The following is a 16,483-nucleotide window of genomic DNA, read 5'->3' on the forward strand; positions in this document are numbered from 1 at the left end:
TCCCGTGCCGGATCGGCGAGCCGCAGTCTCGGCGACAGTCATTCGACTCATGCGGACGGATTCCGCAATGCCGACACTGATGGGACAGCTACCGCGCCGCTTTCCTGGTCTGCCGAACAGTAACGAGGAGAACCATGTCCCAGATCGTCCTTGTTACCGGGGCTTCCAGTGAGATCGGAGCCGCCACCGCCAGCGCGCTGGCCGGTTCAGGCCACATCGCGTACGCGGGTATCGACCCGGCCGTCGTCCACCCAACCGAGCCGAACGTGCGCGGCCCGCGACTGCGCCTCATCTCCTTGGACGTCGCCGATCAGCGCTCGGTCTCCACCGCGGTCAGTGACATCTTGAAAGAAGCCGGCAGAATCGACGCGGTGGTCCACGCCGTCGGCCCGGTGCCCCTGGGGCCGCTCGAGTCCTTCACCCCGTACCAGCTTGCGCAGATCTACGACGCGCATGTGCTGACCACTCAGCGCGTCAACCGTTCCGTGCTGCCGCAGATGCGCGACCGGCAGGAGGGCCTGCTGGTGTGGCTGGTGCCCATGAACCACAAGGCCGCGGGCACGCCCTACCTTGCGCTGCACTCCGAGGCCGTCACGATGATCGACCATCTCGCGGCCAGTTACGCCAGGGAACTGACCGAGTTCGGGGTGGAGACCACGATCGTCCTCCCCGATTTCTTGGTCCCCGAGACCGGCCCGCGCGTTCGCACGGTCCACCCGGACGACGCCGAGACCGTTCAGGCGTATGAGGGTCGATACCCCGGCCTGGTCCGCCGGGTGGACTCGAAGCTGGCCGGGCAGGCGCTTACCGGCACGGACGTCGCCCGCACGGCCCAGGCCATCGCGGCCCTCGTCGACAGCCCCAAGGGCACCAGGCCGCTGAGGATCGCTCCCGGTCGGCCCAGCGGCGGATCCGACCAGGGCGCAGTGTGGTGAGGTGGTTTCATTTCTCCAGGGCCGAGAGCGCGTCGCGAAGCGCGGCTCTGGAGGCGATCCCGAGCTTCGGAAAGATCTGGTACAGGTGTGCGCCGATGGTCCGGTGCGAGAGGTACAGGCGCTCGGCGATCTGTTTGTTGCTCAATCCGGACGCCGCGAGATCCGCTATCTCCCGCTCCTGAGGCGTGAGCACTTCTCCGCTCGGTGTGGTGTTCGGTGCGCCCCATCCGGTGGCACGCAGCTCCTTGACGGCACGATCCGCCCAGGGACTGGCGCCGAGCAGCGTGAAGGCGTCGTGAGCCAGCCGCAGCGGCTCGCGGGAGTCGGCGTTCGCCCGGGCGCGTCGCAGCCGTTCTCCGTACGCCAGTTGCACGCGGGCCAGCTCGAAAGGCCACCTTTCGACGCCCGGCATCTCCAGCGCCTCCTCGAACAGGCGCACCGCCTCGTCGTCGTCGGTGGCGCACAACGCCGCCGAACCGGCGGCGAGCAGGCTCAGCCGCGGGGACAGCGCGGCGATGTCGGCCTCCCGCATGGCACGTACGTGAGCGACGGCGACTGTGTGCCGGTCCGTCCGCACCGCGGCTTCGACGACGTCCAACGCCACCCACAACGCATGCGGCACGTGGGAGGCGAGTGTGCCCGCCGGGCTGATCGCCGTCGCGTTCTGGTAGGCGCTTTCGAAGTCACCGCGGCCCGATTCGGCGACTGTGCGGACGTGTCGGGCGTAGTGCAGCGCTACCCCCACTCCACGTGGTGTGGCCCAGCGAATGATCTGGTCGGTCAGGCGGTCAACCGCTTCGTCGTCGCCGCGGGGCGCGGCGACGACGGCTCGGCAGTACCAGAAGTACCAGGTGAAGAAGTGGTACCCGGAGTCCTGGCACAACTGGGTTCCCTCGTCGGCCAGTTCCAGGCATTCGTCCCACCGGCCGGTGAGGTAGTCGTCCAGGCACAGGTGCATCAGCGCGCCGATGTGCCGGCGTGGCGGACCGCCGTCGCGCCCTTGACGAACAACTCGCCATGACGGCTCGCGGACATCCGCCAGGCGGTCGAGGTAGAGCGAGCCGGTGCCGGCGCGAACGATGCGGCCGGGGTCGGTTTCCTTCTGTAGGTCGCTGAGCACGGACTCCAGCTGGCCCAGCGCCTCGGCGCCGGAACGGGCCGGATCGGAGAAGGTCTTGGCCGCCACCGACAGCAGGGCGGGCGGCTCCGGTCGCAGGCGTCGCAGCGTCGCGTACAACGGTTGCCACAGCTCCGCGCGGCCGCTGAAGAAGCAGAGGAGCAGCAGCAGGTGGAGCGCTTCGATAAGCGCGCCGTCCTTGGCGTCGTAGCGGTGCAGGCCGGACTCGATGGCGCCGGCCAGCAGCCGGTGGGCGGTGTTGATGTCCCCGTCACCGTTGATGATCAGGAAGACCGCGGCGGCGGCGGAGTGCAGGGACCCCATCAGCTCCGGGTCGGCCAAACGGGCGCCTTGGAGCAGTTCCGAGGCGTTGCGCAGCTGCCCGGTCGCGTCGGCGCCGATGTAGGCGGCCTCGGCGAGCCGGCGAGCGCGATTCGAGCCGTGGGGGCTCAGATCGGCCGCCCGCACCAGCGCCGCGACCGCGCCGATGGCGTCGCCACGAGCCCCGATGCGACGGGCCGCCTGTTCCAACAGGCCGGCCACCTGTTCGTCCGGCTCGACCGACGCCTCGCCGAGGTGCCAGGCCCGCCGCTCGGGGTGGCTCACGAGCACTTGGGCCAACGCTCGATGGGCGGCTCGGCGCTCGGCGCACGGGCAGGCGTCCACGACCGCCGACCTGATCAAGGGGTGCCGGAAGACGAGCCGGCGCGTGCCTTCGTCGAACGCCACCAGCCGGTCCTGCTCGGCCGAGGCGAGTTCCTCGAGGTCGGACTCGTAGCCGGCCTGCCGCGCCGACGCCTGCAAGGCCGCGAGATCACCGGTTCCCTCCAGTGTCGCGAGCAGCAACAACCGCCGTGCGGCGAGGGAGAGAACGGCCACCCGCGAGGCGAACAGCGCCTGGAGCCGCTGGCTGAGCGGCAGCACCGCGGGCAGGCTCCGCAGGGACACGCGCTGCTCCCCACTCAGCGCCGTGGGCAACTCGAGCAGGGCCAGCGGGTTGCCTTCGGCCACCGACAGCAGTCGTTGACGCACTTGAGCGGCCAGCGTCGGGAACCGGGTGTCGAGCAGGAGCCGGGAGGACTCCCCGTCCAACGGCGGCACCTCGTACTCGGGCAGGCCACCGCGGTTGAAGAAGGTCTCGCTTCCCGAGCGCATGGCGCCGAGAAAGGTGACGCGGGTGCCGTTGAGCCTGCGGGCGACGAAGCCCAGCACGGCAGCGCTGGCGCGGTCGAGCCACGGCAGATCGTCGACGATCAGCAGCATCGGGACGGTGTCGGCCACGTGGCGCAGGAGCATGAGCGTCGCGTTCGACACGACGAGCCGCTCAGGCGGTGATCCATTCCCGAAACCGAGGGCTACTCGCAGCGCGTCGGCGTGCGGCGCGTCGAGTTCCCCGAACGCCTCGTAGAGGGGTAGGAGGACCTGGTTCAGCCCGGAATAGCTCACGTCGGCCTCGAACTCGACACCGGCGGCACGCAGGACCCGCGATCCACTCGCGACCGCGGCGTCGGCCACGGCGTTGAGCAGAACGGTCTTGCCCACCCCGGCCGACCCCGACAGCAGCAGCGCCCCGCCCCGATCCGCGGCGGCGAGGAAGCCGCGGATGCGTTCGAGCTCCACGCCACGTCCCACAAGGGAATCAACGCCAGCATGCTCGAAAAGGCCGATGTCGCTCACCAGATCACACTCCCCTGCCCACGCGACCCATCGAGAATTCCCTGCCTGTCCCCCAGTCTCGCGGGCTGAACCGTCCCCAAGCGATTCGCCGATGTTCACTTCTGGTCTTCAACGCACGGATCCTTCACGCCTGGCACGCGGAGCGCCGACGTCAGCTACTGCGCGGACCTGGCCGCTCAAGCAGTCGTTCCAAGGTCGTGCTCTCAGCGATTCTGAACGATGCTCCACAGCATCGCGTGGAACTTCGCGTGGTCACGGGTGGGAATCGCGGCCAGACGACGGCTGATCGCCGTGTCCCGAGCGATGGCGACCTGTTCCATCACCTCGATACCTTTCGCTGTCGCCTCGGGGATGCGCACGCGCCGGTCACGGGCGGAGAGTGTGCGGACGACGAGCCCGCCGCGCTCCAACCGGTCGAGAATCGACACCAAGGTGGTCTTGTCGACACCGAGTTCCGTGGCGATCTCCAGCTGCGTGCGCTCCGGGCCCTTGCTTATCAGTGCCAGCACGAGCCAGTCGCGCAGATCGGCCAGCCCCGCGTCCCGCGAGACCTCGTTGAACGCGTCGCCGAGCGCTGCCGCTGCCCGGTAGGCCAGCCAGGTCAGGTCGCCGCTCGCCGACGTGGCGTCGGGCAGCGGCGCCGCATCGTGGCGATTGCTCTTCGGCGACACCGCCCGACCATACCATCCATCGCGGGATCTTCCAGGGGCAGATCAGTGTGAGTCAGATGATCCGATGTCATACGATCCGAAGCCAACCCGTCCACTTCCGGAACGTCAGCCCGATGGTCTGAGAGCCGACGAGCGGGACGCCGACCACGAACATCGCCAGGTAGCCGCGCAGCAGCGCCGGACGGACCACGGCGCGGATGTCGACCAGCGGGCACGTCGAGCGCAATTCGATCACCACCCACGCGGCCAGCAGGGCCAGGGCCACAGCCAGCAGGCCAGCCGTGGCCTGCGGCGGCCTGCTGGCCGCGTCGCCGAGCGTCCACAGCAGCAGGGCGAGGCCGGCGCTGACCGTCACCGAGCCGGCCCAGTCGATGCGGCCCGCGGCGCGAACCGTGCTGTCCGGCACCAGAAGGAAAGAGACCACCACGCAGAGACCGAGCAGCACCACCGGCACCGCCAGCGCGCCGCGCACGCTGCCGGTCGCCGAATGCGCGAAGCCGGCGACGGTGAATCCGGCGAAGCCGCCGATCGTCGCGCCGGCCAGCAGCAGACCGACGGCGCCGCGCGCCCGGGCCGGATCGAGCCGGTCGCGCACGATGGCCAGCTCCAGTGGCAGCAACGCCGCGACCGGGCCGAGCACGGCCTGCCCCACCAGCATGAGGGCGAAGGTGGGGGCGAACGCGAACAACGCGGCGCCCAGCAGCACCAACAGCAGGCTGACCCGCAGCAGCCGACGGTGGCCGTGCAGGTCGCCGAGCCGGCTGAAGATCGGCACGCAGACGGCGGCCGACAGCAGCTCCACGGAAAGGATCCAGTTCAGGCTCGCCGTCGGGATGTCCAGTTCCCGGCCCAGCTGCGGCACCAGCGCCGGCGTCATGCCCTGCGTCAGACCGCTGACCAGCTCGACGAACACCAGCACGCCGACGGCGGCGCGCACCGATTGTCCGGTTTGGACGGTCTCGGTGGTCATGGGGTGCCTCCGCTCGCCGAACCTGGTGACTGACCGCACGAAGGTAGGGCCACCGGCCGAAAAAACCCGCTCATCCGGTGGATTCGCTCATTCGACCGCAGACCGGTGAGGAATGTGACCGATCGAGGCGGCCATCCGGGGCCAGCAGCCAGCCGGAGCGTTTGCGGGTGCGCAGGCTCACCGACGTGTCGACGATGCCATTGGACGGCAGCATGCTCTCGACCGCGGCCTGCAATCGCATGAGGTCGGCGAGATCAGCCGTCCACGCCGTCACAACGAGATTTGCCGTCCCCGCAACGGACATGCACATTCGGATCCTCCGCTCGGCGCGCAGCCTCGCCACCACCGTGGCGGTGACGGCATGTGGCGCACGCAACCACCACGTGACGCTGACGGGCCATCGGGTGTGCTGCTGGGACATCTCGCACCTCATCGCCAACGCGCCGGCCCGCAGCAGCAGACCGAGCTGGCGGCGCACGGTCGACGCGGGCCGCCCGATTCGTTCGGCGATGTCGGTGGCGGTGGCCCGGCCGTCGATGCCGAGCACGGACAACAGCGGGGCGTAAGCCTCGGAGCCGAGATCGATGAACGCGCTGTCGCGGATGTCCGGTGCGGCGCAGTGCGCCGCGGCCTCGACCGCCGCCTGCTGGCGCGGGTCGAGCGCATCAAGCCGCCACTGCCGCCCCTCGACGTGCATGTGTGCGGACAGGTGCGACCGGGTGGACGCAACGCCAGGTATGCGCGCCAACTCGTCGACTATGTGCGAAGACATCCGCGTGAACGACTTGGCGGTGACAACGAGCATCAGGTGCCGGCCGCTGGCCGCGAAGTCCAGACCACGGACGTACGGCCGCGTTTCCAGCTCCCGAGCCACTTCTACGGCGACACCGGACGCACAATCCACCTCGACGACCGCGACCTGCCGGCTGCCACGGGCGACGCCGCCGAGCGGGTAGGCGTACACCCACGCCAGGTTGTTGCTCCGCAAGCGATTCCACCGCGCCGCCAGCACCGACGGCGAACTGGACAGGATCGGCGCGAGCGCGGTCCAACTGGCTCTCGGCCACAACTGGAGGGCATGGAGCAGCGCGAGGTCGTCCTCGCTCAGCTGGTCCGGCGCCACCTCCCCACGAGGACCGCCCATGGCACAGCACTCCTTTGTCGTCAGGATCCTCCCATCGTCGAGCAGCTGCCCGTGCCGGACAATTGCCGATTACGCATGGACTTATGACCTCCGGCTATGGATCACGCGGCCGACCAGCGGTCATAGCCTCGGCACATGAACGCATGTGAAATCGGAAGTTGTCCGGGCAACCGGGAGTGTCCACGATGGACTCGTGCGAACACTACGGATCGGCTCCGGCGCCGGTTTCGCCGACGACCGCATCGAGCCGGCCGTGGAACTGGCCGAGCGGGGCGAGCTGGACTACCTGGTCTTCGAGTGCCTCGCGGAACGGACCGTCGCGCTCGCCCAGCTGGACCGGCTGCGTGATCCCGGCGCCGGGTACAACGAGTGGCTGCGTGACCGGATGGAGGCGGTGCTGCCGGCCTGCGCCGCCCATGGCACCAGGATCATCACCAACATGGGGGCCGCCAACCCGGCCGCGGCCGCCGAAGTCGTGGCCCGCGTCGCGCGTCGCCTAGGGCTCACGGAGCTGCGGATCGCCGCGGTCACCGGCGACGACGTCCTCGATATCGTAGCGGCCGGCGCCCTGCCCCTGCTGGACCGGCCGGGCACGGTCGCGTCGCTCGACGGCGAGGTGATCTCGGCCAACGCCTACCTCGGCTGCGAGGGTATCGTGCGGGCACTGGACGCGGGCGCCGACGTCGTGATCACCGGCCGAACCTCGGACCCCTCGTTGTACCTGGCGCCGCTCGTGCACGAATTCAACTGGGCGTTCGACGACTGGGACCTGCTGGGCAAGGGAATCTGCCTCGGTCATCTGCTGGAGTGCGGGGCTCAGGTGACGGGCGGGTACTTCGCGGACCCCGGCTACAAGGACGTGCCGGCGCTCGCTCGCCTTGGCTGCCCCATTGCCAAGGTGACCGCGGACGGAGCCTTCGTCGTGACCAAGGTCGCCGGCACCGGGGGCCGCGTGGATCTCCGCACCTGCACCGAACAACTCCTCTACGAGGTGCACGACCCGGCCGCCTATGTCTCCGCCGACGCCGTCGCGGACTTCACCGGTGTCCAGCTCGTCGAAATCGGTCCGGACCGGGTTCGCGTCACCGGTGCGACCGGTCGGGCCCGGACCGAGCAGTTGAAGGTCTCCGTCGGCTACCTGGACGGCTGCCTCGGCGAGGGACAGATCTCCTACACCGGGGCCAATGCGACCGCCCGCGGCCGGTTGGCCCTCGACGTCGTCCGGGAACGGCTCCTGCACGCCGGGTTCCCGGTGGAGCAGATGCGGTTCGAGCTGATCGGTGTCGACGCCGTGCGCCGCGGCCGGATCACCGAATCGGTTGAGCCCCTTGAGGTCCGCGTTCGGGTCGCCGGCCGGACCGACACGGTCGACGCGGCGAGGCACATCGGTCACGAGGTCAGTGCGTTGTGGCTGAACGGTCCCGCGGGTGGCGGCGGCGCCACGCGACGGGCCGAGCGGGTCGTTGCCGTCGAGTCGGTCCTCCTGCCGAGGGACGCTGTCGCCGTCGAAGTGTCCTTTGTGGAGGTATGAGATGCGGTTGCACCTGCTGGCCCACGCCCGGGCCGGGGACAAGGGGACGACGTCGGACATCACGGTCATCCCGTATCGGGCGGAGGACTTCGAGCACTTACGCCGGCACGTCACGATCGAACGCGTCCGCGAGCACTTCGCGGACATCGCCTTCGGCGTGGTGGAGCGGTACGAACTGCCCCAGCTCCACGCCTTGAAGTTCGTGCTGCGCCAGGCGTTGGGCGGCGTGACGCGAACGCTCGATCTCGACGTGCACGGCAAGAGCCTTTCCTCGTCGCTGCTGGAGATGGAGGTGCCGGAGCCCCGATCGGGCGATAGCCGGGACTCCGGCCCACCACACGCGCGAGTTGGTTCGAACATGAGTCACACGACACCACAGCTGGGGAGCGACCAATGTCATCACCGATCTCCGCCGAGATGATCGAGGCCTTCGTCAAAGCCGGATCGATGGCCGCCGGCGGCCCGACGGCCACGATCGCCGAGCAGGACCTGTTCTTCGCCTACGACCGGCCGGCGACGCACGGCGTGCACATCGAGACGATCCAGGTCCCCACCCGCGACGGCAGCTACCTGGTGTGCGACCTGTACCGGCCCGCGGGTCCGGACGGCGAGCCGGCGGACGGACGCTTCCCCGGCATCGTGTACGACTTCAACGCCTACAACGCCCGGCAGATCTTCGGCGGCGGTGCCCGGCACTTCGTGGAACGCGGGTACGTGGCCGCCGTCGCGTCGGTGCGCGGTTCCGGCGGCACACCCGGTCACGTGGTGCCCTTCGGCCGACAGGAGCAGGAAGACAGCTACGATCTGGTCGAGTGGCTCGCCGTCCAGCCGTTCTCCACCGGCAAGGTCGGCCAGATGGGCGTCAGCTACGGTGGCCACAACACGCTGCTGTGCGCGGTGAACCAGCCGCCGCACCTGGTCGCCGTCATTGCGGTCCAAGCCATCAGCGACTGGTACGAGAACACCATCTATCGCGGCGGCATCTACAACGCCCGCATCCGCGACTGGCAGCAGACCACCGCACCGGACACTTTGGACATCTACCCGCAGCATCCGCTCTACGACGAATTCTGGCGCGAACGCAGTGTCAAGGCCCGGTGGGACAAGCTGACCGTCCCGGTGCTCGACGTCGGCGGTTGGCTCGACCCCTACCGGGACGCCATGGTGCAGAACTTCGTCGCCCGCGAGGCAAACACCTGGATGGTGGCCGGCCCGTGGGAGCACGGCATGGTGCCGGGGCAGCGGGAGGACATCGCATCGGCCTGCTATCTCGCGTGGTGGGACCACTGGCTGGCCGATCTGCCGACCCCGCTCCCCCAGGCAAAGGTGACGTCGTACGAGATGCCGGAGCACGGATGGCGGCAGTACTCGACCTGGCCTCCGGCGGAATCGAGCGCGCTGTCCTGGTTCCCGGCGGTCGGTGGCCTGCTCGGCGCCGACCCCGGCGCCGCGTCCATCGCGCAGTTCGAGGCCGGCAAGGAAAACGTCCAGTTCGGCACGCCGCGTCTCGACCATGACGTCGTTGTGGTCGGCGGCATCGAGATGACCGTGCGAGCGGCGTTCACCGGCGAGGACGGGAACATCGCGGTCGTGCTGGACGACGTCGACCAGGACGGCGTCGTCACGCGGGTCAGCAACGGCTGGCTGAAGGCGAGCCACCGCGAGGGCCACGAGCAGCGGGTGCCGGTCGTGGCGGGCACGTTCTACTCGCTCACCATCCCGATGTGGCCGACGCACCATCGTGTCGCGGCCGGGCACACGCTGCGGCTGACGATCTCCAGCGAAGACTACCCGCAGATCGAGTCCGAGGATCTGCCTGGCACGGTCAGCGTCGAGCTCGGCACATCGGCTACCCAGCTCGGTTTTCGGGCGGTCTCGTGACCGTGGGCATCGTCGTCGAGCACGGACTGCGCGTCCCCATGCGGGACGGGGCGTGTCTGCTGACCGACGTGTGGCGGCCCGCGACCGACGAGCCGCTGCCGGCGCTGCTGTTCCGCACTCCGTACGGGGATCAGGTGGTGCGGGCGGCGAGCCCGGAACGGCTCGCCACCGAGGGTTTCGCGGTGGTGGCGCAGCACTGCCGGGGCCGGTTCGGCTCCGAGGGCGAGTGGATCTACGTGCACTCCGACGTCGAGGACGGCTTCGACGCCGTCGAGTGGGCCGCCGCGCAACCCTGGTGCAACGGCCGGGTCGGCATGTTCGGCGCCTCCTACTCGGGCAACACCCAGTGGCTCGCGGCGCAGGCGCGGCCACCGCACCTGGTCGCCATCGCGCCTGAGGCGTGTGCCGCGGACTACTGGGAGGGCATGTTCGACTCTGGGGGCGCGTTCCGGCTCGCGTTACGCCTGGGCTGGACCGTGTTCGTCGTCGCCGCGATGGCGGCGGAGTGGGGTATCCAGGACGACGAACTGGCGAACCTGCGCGAGTTGTCGGCCGAGTCCTACGACGCGGCCCAGTCGGACGATCCAAACCGGCTCGACAGGATCCGGCGCCGGCTGCGGGCCGCGGTGGAGAAGGTGCTGCGGCGGCGTCCGATCCGCGACAACCCGCTCTGGCACGGCCGGGCGACCTGGTTGGACGAGCTGTTCGAGCACGAGTCGCGGACGGACTCGCACTGGCTGCGCGTCAACCCGACCACCCACTACGGCGCGATCGACCTGCCGGCACTGCACATCGGCAGTTGGTACGACATCCACCTCGGCGCGACGCTGCGCCACTACACCGGCATGCGCCGGCAGGCGCCCACCGAGCGGGCCCGGCAGGGGCAGCGGCTGCTGATCGGACCGTGGGACCACTGGCATCCCGGCAACTCCACGGTCGGCGACATCGCCTTCGGCACCGACGCGGCGATCGACCTCGCCCAGGTGCGGGCCAACTGGTTCCGGGAGCAGCTGTGCGACGAACCCGCTGCGAACCGGCCGCCGGTGCGGATCTTCGTCATGGGCAGCAACGTCTGGCGGGACGAGCGGGAGTGGCCGCTGGCGCGCACCGAGTACACCCGGTGGTACCTCAGGTCCGACGGGCGACTGCTGCCGGAGCCGCCCGCCGACGACCACGACGTCGACCGGTTCACCTTCGACCCGGCCGATCCCGTGCCCACCTTGGGTGGCCGTCTGCTCGGGGCGGGCGGCGAGCAGCCAGGCCCGCTGGACCAGCGTGCCGTCGGCGAACGCGACGACCTGCTCGACTACCTCTCTCCCGTGCTGACCGAGGACGTCGAGCTGACCGGCCCGGTGACGATGGACCTGTGGGCGGGCACCGACGCCCCGGACACCGACTTCACGGCCCTGCTGCTCGACGTCCGCCCTGACGGGCGCTGGGTGAACCTCTGCGAGGGAGCCGTGCGGGCCAGGCACTCGGGCGTCACGATGCCCCTGGTGCCCGGCGCCGTGTACCACTTCACGATCGACCTGGCCGCGACCAGCGCCGTGCTGTTCGCCGGTCACCGTGTCGGTCTCCGCCTGTCGTCCAGCAGTTTCCCCGAGTGGGAGCCGAACCCGAACACCGGCAATCCGCTCGGCGTCGACACCGGCCCGGACGTCCGTGTCGCACATCAGGCGATCCACCGGGGCAGGCTGCACCCGAGCAGCATCGTGCTGCCGGTGATTCCCGCCCAACCGCGGTGAACCGGTGACCCGGGCCGGCCGGCGACGACACGCTGTCTCACTCGTCCGTGGCCGACTTGTACCCTCTCGCGGTGGACCTGACGCTGCGCCAGCTGGAGATCTTCGTCGCTGTGGCCCGCACCCGGTCCTTCACCACGGCGGCCACCGAGCTCGTCGTCAGCCAGCCGGTGATCAGCCGGACCATCAGCGAGCTGGAGCGCAAGCTGCGCACGGCACTGCTCGAACGCACGACCCGCTCGGTGGAGCTCACCGACGACGGCAAGGAACTCCTGCGCGCCGCCACCGAGATCCTCACCACCTACCGACGCGAGATGGGCCGGTTCGTGGACTATCGGGCCGGCGAACGTGAACAGGTCACCGTCGCCGTGCTGCCGTCCATCGCCGCCGTGCTGATGCCGTCAGCCCTGTCCGGCTATCTCACCGAACATCCGAGCGTCCAGGTGCGGCTCGCCGACGGAACCAACGAGCACGTGCTGGCCATGCTCCAGCGTGGCGAAGCCGACATCGCGATCACCGAGGTCGGCCCGGCGTCGACGGCGTTCGCACTCGAGCAGCTGATCGACGACCCGCTCGTCGCGGTGTTGCCGCCCGAGCACGCGCTGGCCGCCCTCGACGACCTGTCCTGGCCGGACTTCGCCGGCGAGTCCTTCATCGCCTTCAGTCCGGACAGCAGCATCCGGCGCCTGACCGACCTCGCGTTCGCCCAGGCCGGGATTGAGCCCACGCGCCGCCTGGAGACCAGGACCGTCGCGACCGCCGGCGGCATGGTCGCCGCCGGGCTCGGCGTCAGCGCCATGCCCGAGTTGGTGCTGCCCCTGTTGTCGGCCACCACCGTCGTGACGCGCCCGTTGCGGAACCCGTTGATAGTTCGGAAGATCGCCGTACACCGCCGCAGCGAGGACAGGTACCCCGCCGCCGTCCAACGACTCGTCAACCAGATCGTGCGGGCCACCCGGACCTGACCGGAGGCGCGGGTGTGGCGACGCAGGAGGGCACGCTGAGCCGCCCGGTGCGCAGCAGACCGGTGGCCATCGCGGCTGCCTCGCGGACCTCGGTGATGAGGTGCGTTTTCCGGCGGACGAAACGGGTGGTCGGCGCGGCGACGGTGAAGGCGCCGGCCGGGTCGCCGCCGACGGTGAAGAAGGGGGCCGCGACGCAGGAGATCCCCTCTTCGAACTCCTCGTCGTCGATGGCGTGACCCTGTCGACGGACGGCCGCGAGTTCGGCGAACAGCTCGTCAAGGTCCGTGACGGTCTTCGCGGTGATCGCGGCCAGCTCGACGCCATTGAACAGGGCGGACACCTGCTCGTGAGGCAGAAAGGCGAGCACTGCCTTGCACGACGCGCGGGCGTGCATGTGCGACGCGTACCCGACGTCGAGATTCGCCACCCGCAGCGCCTGCCGACCGGTCAGGTAATGCTGGAGCACGAGCGCCCCATGGTGCCACCCGGCCAGGTAAGCGGTCTCCTGGGTCTTGTTGTGCAGGCGCGTCAGAATGACGGCCAGCTCCGGCGACGGCCCTGATCGCCGCTGTAGGTGCCTGCTCAGCGACGCCGATCGGGGCCCGATGTCGTAGCGGCCGCCCGGCATCCGGACGAGGTGCCCGGACCCCACCAGTGTGCGTAGCAGGTGATAGCAGGTTCCGATCTTGAGCCCGAGGGAGCGGCTGAGCATCTTGGCCGTGGTGTTGCCGTCGGCCGCGGCCACGGCCTCCAGCAGGTCGAGACCGCGTTCGAGGGTGAGCAGGGTCGTGCCGCGCCCGGTCGTGGTCTCGGTCATCACCGCCGCATCCCTTCCGTGTCGGGTCGGCGCGGTCAGGCCGAGCAGACCTCGATTTCCATTATCTGAACATTGTGGGGCTGCGCGCCCGGACTCAGTGGGCGCGGCGCAACGCCGCCAGGACGCTGTCGATATCGGACGCCTCGTTGAAGTAGTGCACCCCGAACCGGACGCGGTCGGCCGACACCGTCGCACGGACACCGGCCGCAACTAGCTCGGCCGCGATCCGATCGGGCGTGCGAGTGGGAAACACGACGATGTGCGAGGCTGTCGTGGCGAGGGGATGCATCCCGAATTCGGCAGCGCCCCGGACGAGTTCCTGGGCGAGGTCCACGCAGTGTCGCTGCACTCGGGCCGCGGGCAGGGTGCGGAGCAGATCCAGGGCGGCGACTGCGCCCAGCCACGCGAACCAGGCTGGCGAGGCGTCGCACCGGGAGGCATCGGGAGCGAGGTCCGGCGGGCCGCCGAAGTAGCCAAGGGGCCGGGTGGTGGAGTGCCAGTTCGCGGCGAGCGGGCGCAATCCGGCGCAGCGGTCCGTGCGGGCTACCAGCCATGCGGCTCCGCGGGGCGCCAGCATCCATTTGTAGCCATGGACCGCCAGGTAGTCAGCCCGCATCGTGTCGTCGTCGACCGCGAGCACCCCCAGCGACTGGGTGAGATCGATGAACATCTGCGCGCCGACCGCGTCGCTGGCGGCGCGCAACGCCGCCAGGTCGAGTCGCTGACCGTCGCGCGAGGTGATCGCGCTGACCACGAGCATCCTGCACCGTTCGTCGAGGGCGTCGATCAGGTCCTCGGTGCGGGTCACGCCGTCCCGCGGGGCGACGGTGACCACTTCGTGCCGCTCGTACCAGGGGAAGGAGGCGCTGCGGAACTCCTGTTCGGGCACGACGACCCGGCCCGGCGGCACCGAGCGCGCCACCGTCGCCGCGGCCTCCGCGACCGATCCGACCGCGGCGACCTGCCCTGCGTCGACTCCCAGGTAGGAAGCGAACCTGGTACGCGCGCGATCCGCCGCGCCGTCCCAGTTGATCCAGGAGAACGATCCGCTGTCCCAGTCGTCGAGCACGTCCCGCAGCGCCGCGGTGACGGGTCGCGCGGCCGGCGGCGACCCCGGGGTGTCGAGCCAGATCGATGAGCGCAGCGCGGGAAAGAGCGCACGAAAACGCGCCGGTGTGACTGCCATGGTCTGCTCTCTCCTCGGGCCGGTCATCGGCTCGGGATCGCGGCGATGGCCTCGACCTCGACGACGATCTCCGGCGCTGCCAGCGCGCTCACCACGATCAGGGACTGGGTGGGCCAGTCGCCCCCGGGGAACCAGCGGGCGAAATGCTCGATCCGCCCGGCCCGCGTCCCTGCGACGTGTTCGCTGCCGGCGACCATCGTGAAGATCTTGACCAGGTCGGCCGGGCTGCCGCCTGCGGACCGCAACAGGGCCTCGATGTTGTCATGGATCTGCCGGGACTGCGCCTCGGCATCAAGCCCTGCGAGGCTGCCGTCGGGCAGAGTGCCGACCTGCCCGGCGATGAACAGCATGTCCCGGTTCGCGGGGGCCATGGCGAGGTGGCTGTACTGGCCCACCGGCGGGCCGATCAACGAGGGTGTCCAGCGCTTGATCGTCATCGTCATCCTCCTCGGATCGGTCGCGCCTCGGCGCCATGTGCTGCGTGGATCGAACGTGTGCCTGCGGGCGGACGCACCGCAGTCTCGTCACAGAGACGTCACTTCCGAAGCAGGGCGATCATTCCGTCGACTATCTGAAATCCGAAGGCGAACGCTACGAGCCGCGCGGGCTGGGCGACGGGTCGAGGTCACGTGACCGTCCGTTCGATGGACTGTTTCATGTAGTCAAGTGCGGGTGTGCCGCCAATGGGTGCCCCTCGGCGAGTGCTCAACATCCCGACAATGCTCCGACGATGTGGCACACACCACGATCGACACCGGTTGCCAACGGCGGCCGAATCCTCGGCGGTCTCACCGGTTGCGAGGTCCTGCGGGCCGGCGCTGACTACTGCGGCGACCCGGCGGACCTGACCTTCCAGCTGGCTCTTGGCACGCGTTCCTGTTCCTCTCGGCACGGCTGAGCATCTTGTCGAGGTGGGGAGCATGACGAGGTCAGGACGAGCGACTGGGATGGGCGTTCCAGCGTGTCACACCTGCTCGCCCCCGCCTGAAGGTGATGCCCTGTGCGGTCACCGCCCCAACGGGCCTGGAACATGGTCGACTGCCACGTCCCGGACCATGCTGAGTGGGCCGTAGCGGCGTCGAAACCGGTCACGCCGCAACTGGGTCCCCACAGACCCGACGGACACGTCAACGGGCGCGTGAGAGATTCGTGGCAAAGAATCCCCGAGCGGGTGACATGCAGCTGGAGCAGAATCCTGACCCTGTTTCGCGGGAATCCTGACACCCGCTCCAGATTGGCTCCACTTGAACGTGCAATTATCCACTTGGGACACAAATACAAGATCACCCCTAGTCCCGCTTTCCGCAGGTCCAGGGGTGAATCTGGAATAACTTTCAATTGTGGAGCTGAGGGGACTCGAACCCCTGACCCTCACACTGCCAGTCTGGTTTGGGCAGTGATCCCGACCTGCGGAAACAGAGAATCACCACGTCAAACCCGTTGCAGTCACTGCACTTGAGTGCCGTACAGTGCGGGTTCAATGTAGGTTCAACACACATCCCTGCTCCATTTTTGCTCCAGACGATCCAGTGTGAAGCGCATGCAATCCCTTGCGCCACAGCATGCTCCGGTCGCGGCCTCGACGCGACTCAGCGCGCGCCAGCTTGCGATGGCGTCATCGTTGCTTCGTCCGTGCCGATGGCGCCATCAACCATCCAGCCAAGTTCAGCGGTGATGTGCGAGGGTGTCGTGTGCCGCCTCGGCGGCGCTGACGGGTCCGGTGTGGACAGTGGCGGTGGCCGGCCGGGGCACGGAGTGCACGAGTTCGTGCTCGACATCGCGTGCGATGCGGTGCGCCTGCTCGACGGTGAGCGTGGCGTCGGCGGCTACCGACATGCCGCTCGACC

General features: G+C 69.3%; 14 protein-coding genes. 6 read left to right on the plus strand and 8 right to left on the minus strand.

What is annotated here, in order from left to right:
- The first annotated feature begins 134 nt into the window (after nt 1–134).
- The gene (locus JJ691_RS32965; RefSeq protein ID WP_211763490.1) at nt 135–935 is read left to right on the plus strand and encodes an SDR family NAD(P)-dependent oxidoreductase; all 801 of its coding nucleotides are present in this window, start codon (nt 135–137) and stop codon (nt 933–935) included.
- 7 nt (nt 936–942) lie between these two features.
- On the opposite strand, the gene JJ691_RS32970 is transcribed toward JJ691_RS32965, so the two are convergent.
- The 4 genes from JJ691_RS32970 to JJ691_RS32985 form a co-directional block, all read right to left on the minus strand.
- The gene (locus JJ691_RS32970; RefSeq protein WP_256449312.1) at nt 943–3,729 is read right to left on the minus strand and encodes a helix-turn-helix transcriptional regulator; all 2,787 of its coding nucleotides are present in this window, start codon (nt 3,727–3,729) and stop codon (nt 943–945) included.
- A 203-nt stretch (nt 3,730–3,932) separates the two neighbouring features.
- A complete protein-coding gene (locus JJ691_RS32975; protein WP_211763491.1) occupies nt 3,933–4,400 on the minus strand; it encodes a MarR family winged helix-turn-helix transcriptional regulator in 468 nt (155 codons plus the stop codon).
- A 67-nt stretch (nt 4,401–4,467) separates the two neighbouring features.
- Nucleotides 4,468–5,370 carry an MFS transporter gene (locus JJ691_RS32980; protein ID WP_211763492.1) on the minus strand — a complete coding sequence of 301 codons (903 nt, stop codon included), beginning with the start codon at nt 5,368–5,370 and terminating at the stop codon, nt 4,468–4,470.
- Between the two features lie 70 nt (nt 5,371–5,440).
- A complete protein-coding gene (locus tag JJ691_RS32985; protein WP_211763493.1) occupies nt 5,441–6,514 on the minus strand; it encodes a helix-turn-helix domain-containing protein in 1,074 nt (357 codons plus the stop codon).
- Nucleotides 6,515–6,707: 193 nt separating this feature from the next.
- On the opposite strand from JJ691_RS32985, the gene JJ691_RS32990 reads away from it, so the two are divergent.
- The 5 genes from JJ691_RS32990 (at nt 6,708) to JJ691_RS33010 (ending at nt 12,633) form a co-directional block, all read left to right on the plus strand.
- A complete protein-coding gene (locus JJ691_RS32990; protein ID WP_211763494.1) occupies nt 6,708–8,045 on the plus strand; it encodes an acyclic terpene utilization AtuA family protein in 1,338 nt (445 codons plus the stop codon).
- 1 nt (nt 8,046) lies between these two features.
- A complete protein-coding gene (locus JJ691_RS32995) occupies nt 8,047–8,466 on the plus strand; it encodes an AtuA-related protein (protein WP_249227163.1) in 420 nt (139 codons plus the stop codon).
- A complete protein-coding gene (locus JJ691_RS33000; RefSeq protein WP_211763495.1) occupies nt 8,439–9,926 on the plus strand; it encodes a CocE/NonD family hydrolase in 1,488 nt (495 codons plus the stop codon). The genes JJ691_RS32995 and JJ691_RS33000 overlap by 28 nt, the downstream gene beginning before the upstream one ends.
- Nucleotides 9,923–11,671, plus strand: a complete 1,749-nt coding sequence (locus JJ691_RS33005; RefSeq protein ID WP_211763496.1) for a CocE/NonD family hydrolase — start codon at nt 9,923–9,925, stop codon at nt 11,669–11,671. The genes JJ691_RS33000 and JJ691_RS33005 overlap by 4 nt, the downstream gene beginning before the upstream one ends.
- Nucleotides 11,672–11,742: 71 nt before the next feature.
- Nucleotides 11,743–12,633: a LysR family transcriptional regulator gene (locus tag JJ691_RS33010; RefSeq protein WP_211763497.1), complete on the plus strand. Its 891-nt coding sequence runs from the start codon at nt 11,743–11,745 to the stop codon at nt 12,631–12,633.
- On the opposite strand, the gene JJ691_RS33015 is transcribed toward JJ691_RS33010, so the two are convergent.
- The 4 genes from JJ691_RS33015 to JJ691_RS33030 all read right to left on the minus strand — a co-directional run bounded on the left by JJ691_RS33015 (nt 12,602) and on the right by JJ691_RS33030 (nt 16,472).
- Nucleotides 12,602–13,450 (minus strand): IclR family transcriptional regulator, encoded by an 849-nt coding sequence (locus JJ691_RS33015; RefSeq protein WP_211763498.1) that lies wholly within the window; start codon nt 13,448–13,450, stop codon nt 12,602–12,604. The genes JJ691_RS33010 and JJ691_RS33015 overlap by 32 nt on opposite strands.
- A 94-nt stretch (nt 13,451–13,544) precedes the next feature.
- Nucleotides 13,545–14,663, minus strand: a complete 1,119-nt coding sequence (locus tag JJ691_RS33020) for an aminotransferase class V-fold PLP-dependent enzyme (protein WP_249227164.1) — start codon at nt 14,661–14,663, stop codon at nt 13,545–13,547.
- Nucleotides 14,660–15,073 carry a RidA family protein gene (locus tag JJ691_RS33025; protein ID WP_211763499.1) on the minus strand — a complete coding sequence of 138 codons (414 nt, stop codon included), beginning with the start codon at nt 15,071–15,073 and terminating at the stop codon, nt 14,660–14,662. Before JJ691_RS33025 ends, JJ691_RS33020 begins: the two co-directional genes overlap by 4 nt.
- 1,228 nt (nt 15,074–16,301) lie before the next feature.
- Nucleotides 16,302–16,472 carry a cation transporter dimerization domain-containing protein gene (locus JJ691_RS33030; protein ID WP_211763500.1) on the minus strand — a complete coding sequence of 57 codons (171 nt, stop codon included), beginning with the start codon at nt 16,470–16,472 and terminating at the stop codon, nt 16,302–16,304.
- Nucleotides 16,473–16,483: the final 11 nt, after the last annotated feature.

It is taken from the genome of Kutzneria sp. CA-103260 (genome assembly GCF_018263855.1).
In the GTDB taxonomy this organism is placed as follows: Bacteria; Actinomycetota; Actinomycetes; order Mycobacteriales; family Pseudonocardiaceae; genus Kutzneria.